The organism is Novipirellula artificiosorum (genome assembly GCF_007860135.1).
GTDB classification, from domain to species: domain Bacteria; phylum Planctomycetota; class Planctomycetia; order Pirellulales; family Pirellulaceae; genus Novipirellula_A; species Novipirellula_A artificiosorum.
Genome location: NZ_SJPV01000007.1, coordinates 271,952 through 288,968, shown reverse-complemented (window position 1 = coordinate 288,968; position 17,017 = coordinate 271,952). Strand labels below are relative to the sequence as shown.

Annotated in this window: 14 protein-coding genes; 13 read left to right on the top strand and 1 reads right to left on the bottom strand. The window is 55.0% G+C overall.

Translation table 11 applies throughout. The features are described 5' to 3' along the window. Positions 1-42 precede the first annotated feature (42 nt). Positions 43-1,638: a hypothetical protein gene (locus Poly41_RS19840; protein ID WP_197231466.1), complete on the top strand. Its 1,596-nt coding sequence runs from the start codon at positions 43-45 to the stop codon at positions 1,636-1,638. Positions 1,639-1,829: 191 nt separating this feature from the next. Here the strand turns inward: Poly41_RS19840 and Poly41_RS19835 are convergent, their stop codons facing one another. Then, entirely contained in the window at positions 1,830-2,057 is a 228-nt protein-coding gene (locus tag Poly41_RS19835) for an FmdB family zinc ribbon protein (RefSeq protein WP_146528466.1), read from the bottom strand. A 117-nt stretch (positions 2,058-2,174) separates the two neighbouring features. Here Poly41_RS19835 and Poly41_RS19830 point away from each other — a divergent pair, with 117 nt between their 5' ends. From Poly41_RS19830 to Poly41_RS19775, 12 genes are all read left to right on the top strand, one after another. After that, positions 2,175-2,825: an NAD(P)H-hydrate epimerase gene (locus tag Poly41_RS19830; protein WP_146528465.1), complete on the top strand. Its 651-nt coding sequence runs from the start codon at positions 2,175-2,177 to the stop codon at positions 2,823-2,825. A gap of 606 nt (positions 2,826-3,431) precedes the next feature. Beyond that, positions 3,432-4,208 carry an ABC transporter ATP-binding protein gene (locus Poly41_RS19825; protein ID WP_146528464.1) on the top strand — a complete coding sequence of 259 codons (777 nt, stop codon included), beginning with the start codon at positions 3,432-3,434 and terminating at the stop codon, positions 4,206-4,208. Further along, positions 4,205-5,929 carry a hypothetical protein gene (locus Poly41_RS19820; protein ID WP_146528463.1) on the top strand — a complete coding sequence of 575 codons (1,725 nt, stop codon included), beginning with the start codon at positions 4,205-4,207 and terminating at the stop codon, positions 5,927-5,929. The genes Poly41_RS19825 and Poly41_RS19820 overlap by 4 nt, the downstream gene beginning before the upstream one ends. Positions 5,930-6,043: 114 nt before the next feature. Next, positions 6,044-7,945 carry a sodium:solute symporter family protein gene (locus Poly41_RS19815; protein ID WP_146528462.1) on the top strand — a complete coding sequence of 634 codons (1,902 nt, stop codon included), beginning with the start codon at positions 6,044-6,046 and terminating at the stop codon, positions 7,943-7,945. A gap of 15 nt (positions 7,946-7,960) precedes the next feature. Next, positions 7,961-9,022, top strand: a complete 1,062-nt coding sequence (locus tag Poly41_RS19810; protein WP_146528461.1) for a glycoside hydrolase family 130 protein — start codon at positions 7,961-7,963, stop codon at positions 9,020-9,022. A gap of 156 nt (positions 9,023-9,178) precedes the next feature. Further along, on the top strand, positions 9,179-10,567 hold the full coding sequence (locus Poly41_RS19805; protein WP_231615792.1) for a rhomboid family intramembrane serine protease: 1,389 nt from the start codon (positions 9,179-9,181) through the stop codon (positions 10,565-10,567). 138 nt (positions 10,568-10,705) lie between these two features. After that, on the top strand, positions 10,706-10,912 hold the full coding sequence (locus Poly41_RS19800) for a hypothetical protein (RefSeq protein WP_146528460.1): 207 nt from the start codon (positions 10,706-10,708) through the stop codon (positions 10,910-10,912). Positions 10,913-11,167: 255 nt separating this feature from the next. Further along, positions 11,168-11,890: a protein kinase domain-containing protein gene (locus Poly41_RS19795; RefSeq protein WP_231615791.1), complete on the top strand. Its 723-nt coding sequence runs from the start codon at positions 11,168-11,170 to the stop codon at positions 11,888-11,890. Further along, the gene (locus tag Poly41_RS19790; protein WP_146528459.1) at positions 11,877-12,260 is read left to right on the top strand and encodes a hypothetical protein; all 384 of its coding nucleotides are present in this window, start codon (positions 11,877-11,879) and stop codon (positions 12,258-12,260) included. Before Poly41_RS19795 ends, Poly41_RS19790 begins: the two co-directional genes overlap by 14 nt. 75 nt (positions 12,261-12,335) lie before the next feature. Beyond that, positions 12,336-13,793, top strand: a complete 1,458-nt coding sequence (locus Poly41_RS19785; RefSeq protein WP_146528458.1) for a sulfatase family protein — start codon at positions 12,336-12,338, stop codon at positions 13,791-13,793. Between the two features lie 75 nt (positions 13,794-13,868). Continuing rightward, on the top strand, positions 13,869-15,269 hold the full coding sequence (locus tag Poly41_RS19780; protein ID WP_146528457.1) for a sulfatase family protein: 1,401 nt from the start codon (positions 13,869-13,871) through the stop codon (positions 15,267-15,269). Between the two features lie 110 nt (positions 15,270-15,379). Next, positions 15,380-16,957: an arylsulfatase gene (locus Poly41_RS19775; protein ID WP_231615809.1), complete on the top strand. Its 1,578-nt coding sequence runs from the start codon at positions 15,380-15,382 to the stop codon at positions 16,955-16,957. Positions 16,958-17,017 lie beyond the last annotated feature (60 nt).

Below are 17,017 nucleotides of genomic sequence, written 5' to 3'. Positions count from 1 at the left end.
GTCGCGACAGAGGACTTCCCTCCTTTTTTCCCACCATCTGACATGACACCTTTCAAATTTTTGCCGTCCAATCCATCCCGATGCCACCCTGTTCGGTTGCCTGCGATGGGAACGAGACGACCGGTCGCGATCAGCGCTGCCACTTGGCTGCTCGTCGTGATCGCATGCCTTTCGACATCCGACGATGCAATCGCCGAAACATGGACTGGACTGAACGGCAATCACCAAGTCGATGGCGAGTTGATGGGGATTTGGGAGGACCACGCAATTTTGAAACTGGCCGATGGCCGACGAGTTTCCGTTGAACTAATCAATCTTCGCGCCGAAAGTCGCATTCAAGCCCAAAAGTTGGCGGCGAAAAAGGAATCCCAGCGTTCCGAGTTGATTCAAGAATTGGCAACACAAGTTGCAGTGGATAACGCGCGAGCCCCCGAACCGCTGCCGACCCCCGATCCGGCTCCAGCCTACCAACCGCTCGGGAAAGACAGCGATCCCATCGAGGCGATGAAACACATCGAGCAACAGGACACGAACGGTCACGGGTTGTTGGCCGCGTACGATTCGCTTCCACAGAAGTACCGCGACGACATTGATACCTTGGCAAAGCTCGTCGCTCAGAAGGTGCAACCCGCTGGCTTGGTGTCTGCCCTTCAGCCGATTAGCAAACTGGGGGAAGTCGTCACCACACGACAGAACTGGGTGTTCAGTCACCCGCGGATGGAAGAACTCAACGAGGAGACGAGGTCAAAGGTTCGCGAATTGACTCTTGCGGTTTCCGGTCTATTGCAAACAACTTTAGCAGAAGATTTTTTGGCAACGAACGCTCTCGCTTCACAGCCGTTTCGAGATTGGTTGGCTCAGCGAGACAACGCGATCGCACCGCACTTACATGTTATCAAATCGGTGACACAAACAGGGGCATCGTCGTTCGAAGAGACAACGGAAAAACCAACCTCCACGAACCGTGGCGGCGGCGGATATGGTTCGGATTATGGTTCGGATTATGGAGCAGACTATGGATCCAGTTACGAGGATGATTATGGTGGGTCGGATGACTACGGATCCGATTACGGATCGGACTATGGGTCCGATTACGGCGGGTCACAAAGCGGATCGGGTGGTGCGCCGAAGGAAGAAAAAGTCGTCGAAAAGACCGAGCTGAATGTCAAACAGACGCGGAATGACCAGTCGGTCGTTTTCACCTTGAAGAAGGTTGACGGGTACTGGGTCCCAGCGATCTTGGTCGACAAATGGGACGAACGAATCGAAACAGCGAAGAAACAAATCGAAGAGTCGGAAGTGCAGAACTTGACTTCCAATCCGTTGGTTTCGGCCTTCATGATGATGCTACAGCCGAAAATCGATGCACTGGCCGCGGCCGAGTCGAAGCAGGCTTTCCATACCGCGATGGAAACGGAGGTGTTCTCACAGGTTCCCGCGATGATGACCGCCATTGCTCCCGCCCTTCAAGCGGCAAGCGGTGTCGCCACATCAATGGGGGCCACGCCCCCACAACAGCCTGGTCGAGGCCAAGGCTATGGCAGCGGCTATGATCAAAGTGGCGGTGGCTATGACCAAAGTGGCGGAGACTATGATCAGAGTGGCGGAGACTATGACCAAAGTGGCGGTGGCTACTAGCGCTTTATCCACGCCAAGATTTGGGGTTGGGTCGTAGCGGCAGTCGTCAACACTTTCGCTGATTCCGGGGACGGCCGATACCGTTGGCGCGTTCCGTTACCCCAAAAGCAAGACGGGATGATGCACGAGGCGAACGGCGCCGGCATCACTCGATGCCAGGCGTTGGAGTGCAGGCTTCGGATCGCCTCGCGTTACATTTGGCAACCACCGCCGCAACATCGCGGCATGCCGCAGGCTTCACCGCTGCCGCTAATCGGCAGCGACGAACTCCGCTTGATTGACGGCGCGGCGGTCACACTTAATTGTCGCTCCATCTTCGTGTTTCCACACTGTGGGCATTCGGCAAGCTCGTCTTGCGAACGGACCAGAAGCTCAATCACTTTGTCACAAGATTTGCATTCGTATTCGTAAAGCGGCATGAATCAACCTCTCTCCGTTGGCAGGCGAAAAGTAAAAAGGGATCGGGGAATCAATTCGATCACTGGAAACTGTTTTCATACCATGATCTTGAAGCTCACACACTGGGGGATGACCGAATGCTACGCCTGACTCGCCAACAGGTCCGTCAAATCGATCAAACCGCCATCGAGCATTATGGCATGTCGGGATTGGTGCTCATGGAAAACGCTGGCCGTGGTGCTGCCGAGGCCATCCATCGGATTGCACCAAGTGGCGATCTGGTGGTTTTGTGTGGCAAAGGGAATAACGCTGGCGACGGCTACGTGATCGCAAGGCACTTGGACTTGATGAACCGAACAGTCAAAGTTGTTTCGGTCGTGCCACTCGGTTCGCTGACCGGTGACGCGGCTGCGAACGCGAACATCGCGGTTCGAGCGGGATTGGACATCGAAGTGGTCGAAGATCCCGCGGAGCTCGAAGCAACCCTTGGCTCGGCGGCGATCCTTGTCGATTGCTTGCTGGGGACCGGTGCGACGGGAGATCCACAAGGCGTCTATGCCGATGCGGTCCGCACCGCGAACGCCGCTGACGCCATTCGGATTGCAATCGACATTCCAACCGGGCTTGATGTCGACACGGGCGTCCCTGGCGAACCGACTTTCCAAGCGGATGCAACGTTGACGTTTGTTGCCGAAAAAACCGGCTTTGCAACGAAGGAAGCTCGCGAGTTCCTCGGAATCGTCGAAGTGATCTCGATCGGCATTCCAAAGAAGATGCTGCCCGTCTAGCACCGGAGGGAGGGAAAAAAGGCTCATCCGGCGGAAGCGTGCGCAGGAGGTTTTCGAGGCATCTCTCCGGTGTCCAATCATTGCTGGCAGGAGCTATTTTCACTTGTCATCGTGCAGTTGCCGGGAGAAACGGAGTCGAGCTCTGCAGAGGTGCAACTTGACAAGGGATATCCCGGTCGACGGTGCCCCAAGGGTGCTACTGGTTCCCTGCGGACGACCGTCCGTCGGGCACTCTTTTCTAAGAGATCATTGGACACCGGAGCCATACCTCCAAAAAACCTCGAGTCTGGGTTCCGCGCGCTTCCGTCGGATGAGGAGGAAAAGAAGGGCTCACCCAACCCATCGCGCCCACCCGATGCGTCGGGCACGTGGCAGATCAGGTCTCAGGTCGACACTGTCACCAAGCGTCAAAAAGAGAGCGGCGAGATTCCATGGAACGGCCCCACTCAAATCACCCTAACGAGGGTAGTATTCGATACAGTCGTTCCAATCGTTTCGATTTTTGATCCCTTTTCCAACGGTCCCGCATTCACTTTGTAAGCTAACCTTGCTTGACGGCCATCCCCGCCTCGGATTCCCCTCCTAAATCAAGCACGGCTCGCGAACATGATTCACGTCGAAGGTCTACGTAAAATCTACAACCGGCACTTGGCGGTTGACGACATCTCGTTCGACCTTGAACCGGGGCAAATCTGTGGACTGGTCGGTCCCAATGGCGCTGGCAAGACGACGGTGATGCGTTGCTTGGCAGGGCTGATTCCTGCGTCGGATGGTTCGATGTCGGTCGGAGGATTCGACAGTCGCACGAATCTGATCGAGCTCAAACGCCAACTTGCCTACGTACCGGATGACCCACCGCTGTTCGACGATTTGTCTGTGGCCCAACACCTGGAATTGATGGGACGCCTTTACAAAGTCAGCCAATTCAACCGCAAAGCAAATCGGCTCTTGGAGACATTCGATCTGGTCGACAAGCTGGACGCCGGTGCGACAACGCTGTCGCGTGGGATGCGTCAAAAACTTGCCGTTTGTTGTGCTTATCTTTTTGATCCCAAGGTTTTGTTGCTCGACGAACCGATGACCGGACTTGACCCACCAGGAATCCGCGAATTGCTTCAATCGGTTCGCGATCGAGCGGAAGCGGGTGCCACCGTGATGATTAGCAGCCATTTGTTGCCGATGATCGAGGGCGTCTGTACGCATTACCTGGTGATGAAGCGGGGCCAACTTCGGTTCTTTGGTTCCGTCAACCAACTACGTTCACACTACGCATCGACTTGTACGTTGGAAGATGCCTACTTCGCGGCAATCGACGAGAACTTATCGTCGAACGCATCGCCATCGCCGACGGACCAAGTGTTGGAGATGGAAGTCGTCGCATGAATACCCCTGAAAGCGATCGGGACATCGGTTCAACGTGGGATACCGCCGCGACGCACAGCCAATTGGTATGGCTGACTCGCAAGCGAGCTCAATTTCGTTTTCGCCGCTGGCTCGATCGCATCCGATCGCCACGACGAATCATCGCGACCTTTTTAGCGATCTTGTTCTGGTTCCTGTATGTAATGTTCTTCGTCCTCGTTCTGTCCAAACGCGACCCCGCTGACCTGGATCGACTCCGCCTGTGGCTCTCGGGCGGCATGGTGTTGTACGCGATCTATCACGCGGTCCGATGCCTCTGGTCGGAATCGGTTGCGGACCTCGAACTGACACCGGCCGAGCAACTATGGCTCGGAGGATCCCCGCTGCATCGATCGACCCTTTCGACCTATCGCATCGGCAATTTGTTCACGGCGACGGCATCCAAGACCGTCCTGTTGACCATCGTGCTTTCAGGCGATGTCGTGCACATCGAACGCTTGGCACTTGGGGTGTTTTGTTCGCTACTGCTGCTCGATATCGTCCGCCAGATCGTGCAACGTTTTGTGTCTGGACTCGATTTGCGACAACAGAGAATCGCTCGTGTGACCAGTGTATTGGTGTTGATAGCGATCGGGCTCCAAGTGGTCACTCGCGTGCTCGCCGCAACGCCGCTCGACGCCCCGATTTGGCGTTACATTCTCAACGGAACCCATGCGATCGGAGCGACTGCGGAGTGCTTGGCGATCCAAGGTTTTGCGATCCCGTGGATTCCCGCATCGTTTGTCGCGACATCCAATGCCTCTTCCTTGATGGCGCTTCCGTGGCTCACGCTGACCGCGCTCGTGATTCCCCTATCGATTGTCGCGTTGGTCGCGGTCGATCGCTGGGCAATCCACCAACAGGACCAACAAGAACAGCGACTCCTTCGCTCCCTCCATCACGATTCAAGTGGCGACAGAAATGCTGGAAAGGCGAGAATACATTCGGCAGGGCTGACCCTGACCTTCACGCAGGGCGCCCTTTCACGATGGTGCTCCGACGCGTGGCCCATGATGGTCCGTCAAGCGACAAGCATTCGCCGCTATCGTGGAACCATTCTGTTTAGTTTCATCGTGCCTGCGATGTTGTGCTGGCTGCCGCTTCTCAGAGGAAGCACGAACAACGAGTGGTTTTATACGGTCGGCGGATTGGCATTCTACACAATGCTGCTGGCGCCTCCGGCGCTTAGACTAGATTTTCGCCGCGACTTGCTCAGGATGCAACTGCTCAAATCGCTTCCCGTCAAACCGTTCTCGATGGTGGTTGGACAATTGGCGTTGCCGATTTGCATCACGTGGGCATTTCAGTTTGTCACGCTGTTGGTGGCCACTGCCGTGCTACGACCTGGGGTGGAACAGTGGTTGCTTTGGACGCTGATGCTCGCCGCCTTGGCGGTCTTTACCTTTGCAGCCGAAAACGCACTCTTTCTGGCCTACCCGCACCATCCTCATCAACAAGGGTTGGCGATGATGCTGAGGGCCAAGTTGACATTCTTAGGCAAAGGCAGCGTGATCGCTGGCTCCATCGCCCTGTTGTTTGCCTGGGCGGTCTTGTGCGGCAAACTGCTTCCGCCCGATATTCAACGGTACGCTTTCGTCGGCGGAGCGATCCTGGCAACATGGATGGTGGCGGCCGTCGCGGTGATGGCGACGACTTGGTGTTGGCGACGTTTTGATTTGTCGTTTGACTTGCCACCCCAGTAGTCGATCTGATGAAGGCGTGACGATCGGAACGCACCACGATGAGCATCAGATCCGCTAGAATGCGACGGACGCCTCCCGTTGAGGACCTTCCGAGCTACCGTTGAGACATCAAAGATGATTGCTGCGTTGGATTCGCTTGCTCTCCTTCTGTCGCAAAACGATCCGTCGCGCGCGATCGCGATGCACGGGATCGACATCGCGATCATCGTCGCCTATTGCGGCTTGATTCTGGTCGCGGGGTGGTACTTGTCCAAACGTGCTTCGCAGGACATTGATTCGTATTTTCTGGCTGACAAGAGCCTCCCTTGGTGGGTGATTGGGACGTCACACGGTGCCAGCGGATTCGACATTGCAGGAACGATGTGGTTTGTCGCCGCCTTCTTTACCTATGGGGTCAAAAGTGCGTTCATTCCATGGATTTGGCCCTTGTTCGACCGCGTTTTCCGGCAAGTCTATCTGGGGCCATGGATCCGCAAGTCGAACGTACTGACCGGCGCCGAATGGATGAAAACACGATTCGGCAGCGGCCGCGCCGGAACGCTCTCGCACATGAGTGTGGTGGTCTATGCGATCGTCGTCTCCGTCGGCTTTCTGTGTTTGGCGTATGAAGGGATTGGACGCTTCGCCGTCGTGTTCTTTCCTTGGGACCTTTCGATCGGCCCAATCTCGAGCGCAGACTCTTACGCGATCGCGATTCTGCTTTTCACCTTGGCCTACCTGCTGCTCGGAGGTTGGTACAGTGTCGTGCTGACCGACTTGATTCAATTCGTCATCTTGACGTTGACTTCCGTGTTCATTGCCTACATCGCAATGACGAATGTTTCACGCGAAGCGTTACAAGCAGCCACGCCTGAGGGATGGGACAGCTTGCAACTCGGATGGCAAATGAATCTCGATTGGAGCAATCACGTTGAGGGATTGAATGAGAAAATCAAGGCAGACAACTACGATTGGTTCGGATGGATCATCGCAATCATGTTCGGCAAAGGATTGATGGTCAGCATGGCGGGGCCAACGCCGGGCTACGGAATGCAGCATCAATTGTCCGTCCGCAACGCTCGCGAGGCGGCACTTGAAAATTGGTGGATGTCAATCGTTCAATTGATTCCACGTTTTCTGATGATCAGCGGGATTGCGGTATTGGGGTTGGTCTATTTTACGCCAATGGTTCGCGAGATGACCGCAGACGGTGGTCAATTCGATTTCGAACAGGTACTTCCGCTGGTGATCCGCGACTTCGTCCCGGTCGGCTTGGTGGGTTTCTTGGTTGCCGGTTTATTGGCGGCATTCATGAGCACCTTTGATTCCACCGTGAACGCTGGAGCCGCCTATGTTGTCAATGACATCTACAAACGGTACATCAACCCACGCGCGACTCAGCGCCGGTATGTCGTCGCCAGCTATTTGGCGTCGATTTTATTGGTGGTGGTGGGGATCGTGTTTGCCTTGTCGATTGATTCGATTGACGACATCACGAAGTGGTTGACGTTCGCGCTCTACGGCGGCTACGCGGTACCCAATATTTTGAAATGGCATTGGTGGCGTTTCAATGGCTACGGCTATTTTGCCGGCATGATTTCGGGCGTGCTTGCGGCGATCGGCTTTAAGGTGCTAAACGAAACAGGCGTTTGGCAAATCGAAGACATGTATTCCTTTTTCCTGACCGCCCCCGTGGCAGCGTTTGCTTCCGTCGTCGCTACCCTGATGACGCCGCCTGACGACGAACAAGTGCTGAAGCAGTTCTATTACGACGTCCGACCTTGGGGTTTTTGGGATCCGATTTACCAAAAAGTCAAGCTGGAGCATCCTGACGTTGAAAAGAACCACAGTTTTTCGATGGATATGATCAACGTGGCAATCGGGATTGTTTGGCAATTGATGTTGATCATCGTTCCGGTCGCTTTGGTGATCCGTCGCTGGGACATGTTTCTCGTTTCTCTCGGTATACTCGCAATCACATCACTGGTGATGAAGTTCACTTGGTGGGATCGCCTGGATCAGTTTGACCCAAAATAAGACCTGATTGGATTGATGGAAAGACAGCCTCCCCCCGTCACGCGTTGCACTGAAAACCCCATTGTGGTCCCGGGAAAATACCCCTGGCGAATGGCCACGGTTTTCAATCCCGCTGTTCACTACGAAGACGGCATCTTTACGATGTTCGAGCGTACCGCTGGACAACTCAGACCGTTCATTTGTTACATTGGCATGCTACAGAGCGTAGACGGCGTCCACTTTGATCATGTCAGTGATGAGCCTATTTTTACTCCAGAAATGGCCGGCAGTCGTCTCGGCAGCGTTCAAGACCCTCGGATCGCAAAAATCGAGGGTGTCTATTACATGACCTACGCCTATAGGCCATTTGCATGGAATTCACACCCGACCGGTGTCGGGGTTCCCGAGTCCTTTGAGCCGCAATGCAAAGGTCACACCGGGAACCCAGCGGACAACATGACGCGGACCGGAATCTTACGATCCGAGAACCTCAGGGATTGGAAACACCACAGCTGGGCAACGCCAAAAGAGCTTGACGATCGCGATGTCATTTTGTTTCCAGAAAAGATTCGTGGTCGTTTCGCAGCGTTTCGTCGACCGCTGCAGTTTGTCGGCGATGGCTACGGAACCGATCGACCTACCGCGTGGATCAGCTATTCGGATGATCTGCACGATTGGTCGTCCCCTGAGCTCATCGACATCCCCCGTCATGACTGGGAAAGTAGTCGGATGGGGATGAGCACGCCACCGATCAAGACAGAACAGGGATGGTTGGCGTTTCATCACGGCGTCGAAGTCGAAGATCCGACAACGCGGCGAGTGGTTTACCGGCTTGGCGCGATGATGTTGGACTTAGAGAACCCTGCGAAAGTGATCCGGCGTCCCAAGCGTTTTCTCATGCAACCCGAAACGTATTACGAAAAGGTGGGGCTTTACATCCCCAACGTTGTGTTTCCGACTGCCGCCATCGCGATCGACGATTCCTTGCATCTTTACTACGGTGTCTGCGATACCGCGATCGCCTTGGCCACGGTGTCGCTGAGCGAAACCATCGAATGGGTCATGAGTGCCGATCCGCCGGAGCCCGCAGGCATTTAGAAGCTCCCAATCGATGACTTCGCTCTTACTTGCGACGCTCGCGAGGGTTGGAGGGTCCCCGATCGTGGCGGGTTCCCAACAAGGGGATGGATTCCGAGCGTTTTTTCGGCGCCCCGATCGGTGGTGCTTCGGAGCCTAGTGGACGGAGGGCTGCTGATGAGCCCGAAACCTCCCGCCACGCCATCCCCCGAATCAACGATGTTGTTTCCTTACGGTACCGACGCGCCTCTTTACTATCGTCCTATTGCGACAACGACAATCATTGCCACCAACGTGGCGATGTTCTTGTCCACCGGAATGGGGGATTTTGAGCCGTATCGCTGGTTGATTCTCGAGTTTGATCGAATCAATCCGCTTCAATGGATCACCGCCGCGTTCATGCACGCTTCATGGATGCACCTCATCGGCAACATGATCTTCCTGTGGAGCTTCGGCATCCTTGTTGAAGGCAAATTGGGTTGGCGTCATTTTTCATTGCTCTATTTGGTGCTCTGTTTGGCCGATGGTGCGATCGGCCAAATTCCCATGTTTCTGTTGTACGGCTATTCAGGAGCCCTTGGTGCATCCGGCGTCATCTTTGCCTTAATCGCCATTGCGATGGTCTGGGCACCTCAAAACGAAATGGATTGTCTGTTTGCGCCTTACCTCTTTTACATCCGATCCATTGAAGTTCCTGTTCTCGCACTCGGTGGATTCTATTTGATACTGCAATTGATCCCACTTGCGCTGTGGGGCTTCCAGCCTTCGAGTGCTTTGTTCCATCTGATGGGAATGGCCGTGGGGTTTCCGATTGCGATTTGGATGTTGCAACGCGGATGGGTGGATTGTGAAGGCTGGGACTTGCTTTCCAACTTTGGTGAATCCACCTCAAAAGCGACCTCGTTTTCGTTCAATCCCTTGTTCTTGGTCGGCAGTCTGTTTCGAGACACACCCCGCCGAAAAGAGGCTTTCCTTCATGCGACTCGACGTAACAACAGCAGCGGACACGACGCGCTACGACAGATCATGGAAAACCCCGATGAGTACAATCCGCGAAGTGGGCAACGGACGTCTGCGACAAGCACCCGATCGCCAAAAAACAACATGACAACTCCTTTCGATACGTCGAATCTCTTGCCGGACAAACGGCCTGCTGCAGCCGGAGTCGTCCGACCACTGCCGGTGAATGAGCAGGCCCCGCGTGTTGGCAATACCGACCTGACTCTCGAATTTGCCAACCGCTGCATCCAACTCGGCCACGGGAATCGGATCCCATGCCGAAAAATGCTACGGTTGATCAAGCAATTGACGGCCCAACAACGGTACCTCGAATCACTTCCCCTGCTAAGGACGTTGGCATCACGAGGCGATGAGGTCGGGAACCACGCGAAATTGAGGATTGCTGAAATCGAATTCCGTTTCAACAATCAACCCAAAGTTGCGATCAGCACGCTTCGAAGCATGGCTCGCCCATGGGATCCTGGATGCGAAAAACGGCGATTGAAATTGATGGCCGCTGCGATGGGGCGAATCGGGGAAACGGTGAATGGAAACGAGGTCACGTGAATCTGTTCAGCCCGAAAGTCGCAACACGATCGTGTAAACTACTGCAATGCAAACACTCAAATCCATCGCTGTGGAACACTGGGCAATCACGATTTCTGCGACCGCTACGGACAACACGCCTCCGGCTTCGGAGGCCTTATGACTCGTCCCTCAGGTGAGCCTCTTGGGTTTGAGACAACGCAGTGGAGCTTGGTGCTTACTGCGGGCGAGCAGGTCGGATTTTCGGAACACGATTCGCTCTGCGAATTGTGCCAGCGGTATTGGCGTCCACTTTATGGATTTGCCCGCCGCCAGGGGCACTCGATCCATGAAGCGGAAACACTGCTCAAAGCACTCAGCAGTTAGCCCCATGCAGCAGTTAGCCCCTTGCAGAAAAATCCATGGTTTTTCTGTAACCTTTAGGGGAAATTCTGTTACCGAATTCCTAGCGGGACAGCGCCACTTTGTCAGCTGCATGACATAACAAGTACAAGCGTTGGTGTTCACGCTCTCAGCGCGTCGAGCTCCGAAAGTGAAACAAACGATGGTTAACAGTGACAAAGGCAACGAATTTTGCAAGACGTGCGGGGAACCACTTGTGCAATCCGCAGCACAAATGGTTTGCCCTCCCTGTGCGATGAGGCTCGCCATCCATCCAACCCCCTCGGAAGTGGCGTCACCATCACTCGATTTGACTCAGTCACTCGTCCTGAAGGCTGGGGCGGATTCCGCAACGGACTCGCCGAACTTGCACCCGAGCAGAAGTTTGGTACCTACCGCATTGTGAGGCGACTGGGCCGGGGCGGCATGGGCGTCGTCTACGAAGCGGATCATTTACCGACCTCGCGACGAGTCGCCTTAAAAGTGATGGGGCATTCCTTAGATGATCGTGACGCACGGGCTCGTTTTCTGCGTGAAGGACGCTTGGCCGCATCGATCAATCATCCCAACAGCGTCTATGTTTACGGGACTGAAGAAATCGACGGGCGACCCGCCATCAGCATGGAATTGGTGCGAGGCGGAACGCTGGGACAAAGGGTCAAGGTGAAGGGAGCTTTGGCGCCCAAAGCCGCCGTCGACGCAATCCTGCAAATCATCGATGGCTTGGATGCCGCTTATCAGGCGGGTGTCGGCGATCAAACCATGGATCGACGAATTGCGAAGTCGCCAACCCGTACACGTTCGGTACCGCGTCGCCGGCCTGATCGCCGCCACGATGATCTTGCCGTTGTTCACCCTGCTTTCGGGCGTGCTCATAACGATCGCCTACAAACACCAAGAGGCCATGATGCCGCGAGTCGGCGAATTGCCTCGCGTTACGAGCGGGCTAATGAGTCCGATTGATGGGGTATTTTGGGCGACGATCTCGTGGCTGCAATGCATTTGGTTGCCGAGTTTGTTGACTGCGATCCTGTTTCGCGGAGGATTCTTGTTGCGAATATTCGGCCTGACCCTTGCCAACGGCCGAAGCGAGCCGGCGTCGCGGCTGCGTGTGTTGGTCCGGATGCTGGCAACCGGGATTGTCCCCACCTGCCTAATCCTGGGTTTCATGATGCCCCCGGGTTGGTTCCCCGCAAACCACTCCTTCGTCGTCACCGAGCGTTACATCGTCGCCGGCCTCGCCGTCGTCGGCTTTCTCGCGGTGCTGATCTACCGCAGCCGTGGCCGGCTGTTCAGCGACTGGGTCGCTGGCACTTATCTCGTCGCACGCTAAGCAGCAAGCGGTTTATGCTAAGCTAATCGATTGCCCAATCCCATCGGACAATTAACCTGCTGAGCCCACAACGAAATGAAGCTTCCCATTCGAATACTGTTTGGATTCCTCGCCGCCACGGCAATCACGGCTGCCGACGAGCCGATTCGGCCCAATGTGATCGTCGTTTTGACAGACGATCAAGGTTGGGCAGATCTGAGCTGCCAAGGCCAAGTGGACGACATCCTTACACCGAACATCGACGCACTTGCTGATCGCGGTGTTCGCTGTACCGCCGGCTATGTGACCGCTCCACAATGCAGCCCGTCGCGAGCCGGGTTAATCACCGGACGGCATCAGCAACGATTCGGAATCGATTCGATTCCCGATATGCCGCTTGCGTCCGAAGCAACCACGATTGCCGAGCGACTGCAGCCGTTTGGGTATCGAACGGGTTTTGTCGGCAAATGGCACTTGGAACCCAACGTGCTTTGTATCAACTGGATGAAGCGAGAACTGCCTGAGATGGCTGACAAACCACGTCGCGATATCCGTGTCCCCTGGACCAAAATCCGTCCTTACTCACCGGCGGCCCAGGGTTTCGATGAATACTACTGGGGCGAGTTGCAGAACTATCGCGTCAACTATGATCTTCAAAGCGGCCAGATGCTTTCGCCGATGCAGATGGTTCAGCACTCTGAGTTTCGAATCGATGTCCAAACGGAGGCCGCCGTCAACTTCATTGAACGAAACCACAGCCAGCCATTCTATCTTCATGTGGGTTATTACGGTCCGCATACGCCATTACAAGCGACCGAGGAATACCTCAGCCGGTTTCCCGGGCCGATGCCGGAGCGCAGACGCTATGCACTCGCGATGATCGCTGCGATCGATGATGGCGTCGGACGCATCGTCGATCAGCTTCGCAAACACGGATTGCTCGAAAACACATTGATCGTGATGACCAGCGACAATGGCGCGCCGCTCAAGATGACCAAACCCGATTCGCCGATCGATCGAGATGCTGGCGGATGGGACGGCTCGTTGAACGATCCCTGGGTCGGCGAGAAGGGGATGTTGACCGACGGAGGGCTACGTGTTCCGATGATCTGGAGCTTTCCTCGCGGCTTGCCAAGCAACAAAGTTTACGAGCAGCCGATCAGTACGCTTGACATTGCGCCGTCGGTTTTGTCGTTGGCGGGAGGAATGGATGCCGTTGAGGCTGTGAAAAGCGAACTCGATGGCATCAATGTCTTGCCATTGATGAACGCTCCCCAAATCGTGACCGAGCGAAGCCTGTTCTTTCGCTTCTGGGACCAAGCCGCCATTCGGCAAGGCAAGTGGAAGTACTTGTTCGTCGGTGCGGGAAGCGAATACTTGTTTGACCTTGAAAGCGACCAACATGAACAGCTCAATCGGATGGAAGAGCATCCAGAAATAGCGGACCGCTTGAAGCAAGAACTATCAACCTGGACCAACAGCATTCACCCCCCCGGCATGCCCCGAGGAGAAAAACAGCGAGAACGAGGATGGTACGAATACTATTACCAATAGACCCAACGATCCTGCCAGAGCCTGCTTTCTGTTAAGACAAACATTCCTGAACCAATAGCAACGCAAGAAATAGCCATGTTGAACCGATTGACTTTCACCGTTTGTGCCAGCCTCGTCCTTGCCTGCGGCATCCGTGCCGAGGCTCCACCAAATCTTGTGTTCGTCATCGCAGACGATTGCACGTACCGCGACCTTGGCTGCTACGGAGGTCAAGCCGAGACACCCAACCTTGATCGGTTGGCTGATCAAGGCATGCGGTTCACCCGTTGCTTCCAATCGGCACCGATGTGCTCGCCGACACGCCACAACATTTACACCGGGCAATATCCCGTTAAGAGCGGGGCGTATCCCAACCATACTCACGTCGACCCCGGAACACAGAGTATCGTTCAGTATCTAAAAGCACTGGGTTATCGAGTGGCTCAGAGTGGTAAAACGCACGTTGGCCCCGCCTCCGTGTTCGACTGGGAAAAGATCCCCGGAAACAGCAACCCTGAGTTTGACAAGGTCGATACCTTTTTGGCGGAGTGCGTAGAAAACCAAGACCCGTTCTGCTTGTTGCTCTGTTCCAATGAACCTCACTCACCTTGGAACAAGGGAGACCGATCTCGTTATCCCGTCGACAAAATTCAGTTGCCGCCCTACTACGTTGACACCCCCGAAACCCGTGACGGCATGTCGCGTTATCTGGCGGAGATCACCTACTATGACTCTCAAGTGGGTGAAGCGATGAATCTGCTCGATAAGCACAAGCTCTCGGACAACACCTTGTTGGTTGTCGTCAGCGAACAGGGCAATTCGATGCCGTTCGCAAAATGGACCTGCTATGACAGCGGTTTGCAGTCCGCCTTCATCGCTCGTTGGCCTGGCAAAATCAAAGCCGGCACCGTGAATCCCGCCATGATCGAATACGTTGATATCCTACCCACGTTCATCGAAGCTGCGGGAGGCAACCCAGCACCCGTGCTCGATGGCAAGAGTCTGTTGCCCGTACTAGCCGGAAAACAAGACCACAAGACGTTGGTCTTCGGTGAAATGACGACGCGAGGCATCAATCAGGGGGCCGAACACTTTGGCATTCGCTCGGTTCGTTCGGATCGCTTTAAGTACATTTGGAACTTCACTCCCGAAACCGAGTTCCAAAATGCCTGTACCCATTCAAAGGAGTTTCAGAGTTGGAAACGGAAGGCCGACTCAGGCGACAAGCGAGCTGCCGAGTTGGTCCTTCGCTACACCACGAGACCGGAGGTCGAACTGTACGACATCGTGATGGATCCGCTCGAGATGAAGAACATCGCGGATGAGCCTCAGCATGCTGAGATCATGGCTGAGCTTCGGGAGCAACTTCAACAGTGGATGGAACGCTGCGGTGATCGCGGCCAAGATACCGAGATGGAGGCATTGGAGCACATGGGCCCAAATCGGACCAAATCAGTGGGAAAGAACAGAAAGCAGAGTAAGACGCAACAACCATGACGCATTTCTCGTTTCCCAACGTTCCTCAACAACCTTTTTTTGAGACTTTCTTCATGACACGATCCATGATACGGCTTTTATGCTTACTCGGTTTTGCCCTCTTCGCCCCTATGATCGCGGAAGGCTCGGAGCGGCCAAATATCATTGTCATCATGGTTGACGATATGGGCTTTTCGGACATCGGCTGCTACGGCTCCGAGATTCCAACACCCAATCTCGATGCACTCGCGACCAACGGAGTTCGTTTTTCACAGTTTTACAACACCGGACGCTGCTGCCCGACTCGCGCGTCACTCTTGACCGGACTCTATTCGCATCAAGCTGGCATCGGATGGATGACCGCAGACCAAGGTCTCGACGGGTATCGTGGACGGCTGAATGACCATTGCGTGACAATTGCCGAAGTTCTCGGCAGTGCGGGCTACTTCACGGCCATGACGGGCAAATGGCACGTCGGCTTCGAACAGGGCATCACACCGTGGGGACGTGGGTTTGATCGCAGTTTGAATCTTCCGGCCGGAGGCTTACATTTCTCGAACCAAACCGGTTCCAAGGGGGGGACGAAACTTTTCCTTAACGGGCAGCAGGTTTCCCGCGATGACCCGATGTTTGATCCACCTTGGTATGGCTCGGATCTTTGGACCGAACAAGGCATTCGATATATCGACGAAGCGATCGCAGAAGAGAAACCGTTCTTTTGGTACCTCGCCCATGTCGCGCCGCACTTTCCCTGTATGGCCCCCGAAGAAACGATCGCCAAGTACCGCGGGCAGTACATGAAGGGCTGGGACCTTCTTCGTGAAGAACGATATCGCCGGCAGATTGAGTCTGGATTGATCGACGCCCATTGGAATCTCGAACCCCGTCCCGAGGCGATTCCTGCCTGGAATTCTCTGTCTCTCGACGAGCAACAACGTTACGACGACATGATGGCGATCTATGCCGCAATGATCGACGAGGTGGACAAAAACATTGGCAAGCTGGTGACAGCGCTTCGCCAGCGAGGCCAACTCGACAACACACTCATTCTGTTTCTCAGCGACAATGGTGGGAATGCCGAAGCGGGAGTCAAAGGCAAGTACAATGGCACCAATCCAGGTGACCCTGACTCCGATGTATTCATCGGCCAGTGCTGGGCACACCTGAACAACACACCCTTTCGAAAGTACAAGCATTACAATCACGAAGGTGGCATTGCGACCCCGTTGATCGCCCATTGGCCCGCAACGGTGAAGCCTCGCCCAGGCAAAGCCGATTGGATCGACACTCCGACGCATTTGATTGACATCATGGCGACTTGCGTTGATTTGGGATCTGCTAGTTATCCCGAAACCTTCGATGGCAATGCGATCACTCCCGCACAGGGGCAAAGTTTGAAACCGCTGCTGACCGGTGAAGGAACCTTTGCTGACCGACCATTATTCTGGGAGCACGAAGGAAACGCCGCGGTGCGGGTCGGTGATACCAAGCTCGTGCGACTCGGAAATAAGGGGCCATGGGAACTGTTTCAGTTGAAGGCGGATCGAACCGAGCAGAACGACCTGGCCGCAAAAAATCCCAACCAAGTCGCTGAGCTTTCCAACCAGTGGCGAAAATGGGCTCGATCCGCCAACGTCCTGCCGAAACCAGAACCGAAGCAAAAAAAGAAAAAAGTGAAGGGGCAGAATCAGCCTGTCTCAAAGGGATGAACGCACTCGCGGGCTGACTGTTTTTCTCCAGCCCCGGCTTCTAACTTTCCGCTCCCCCAC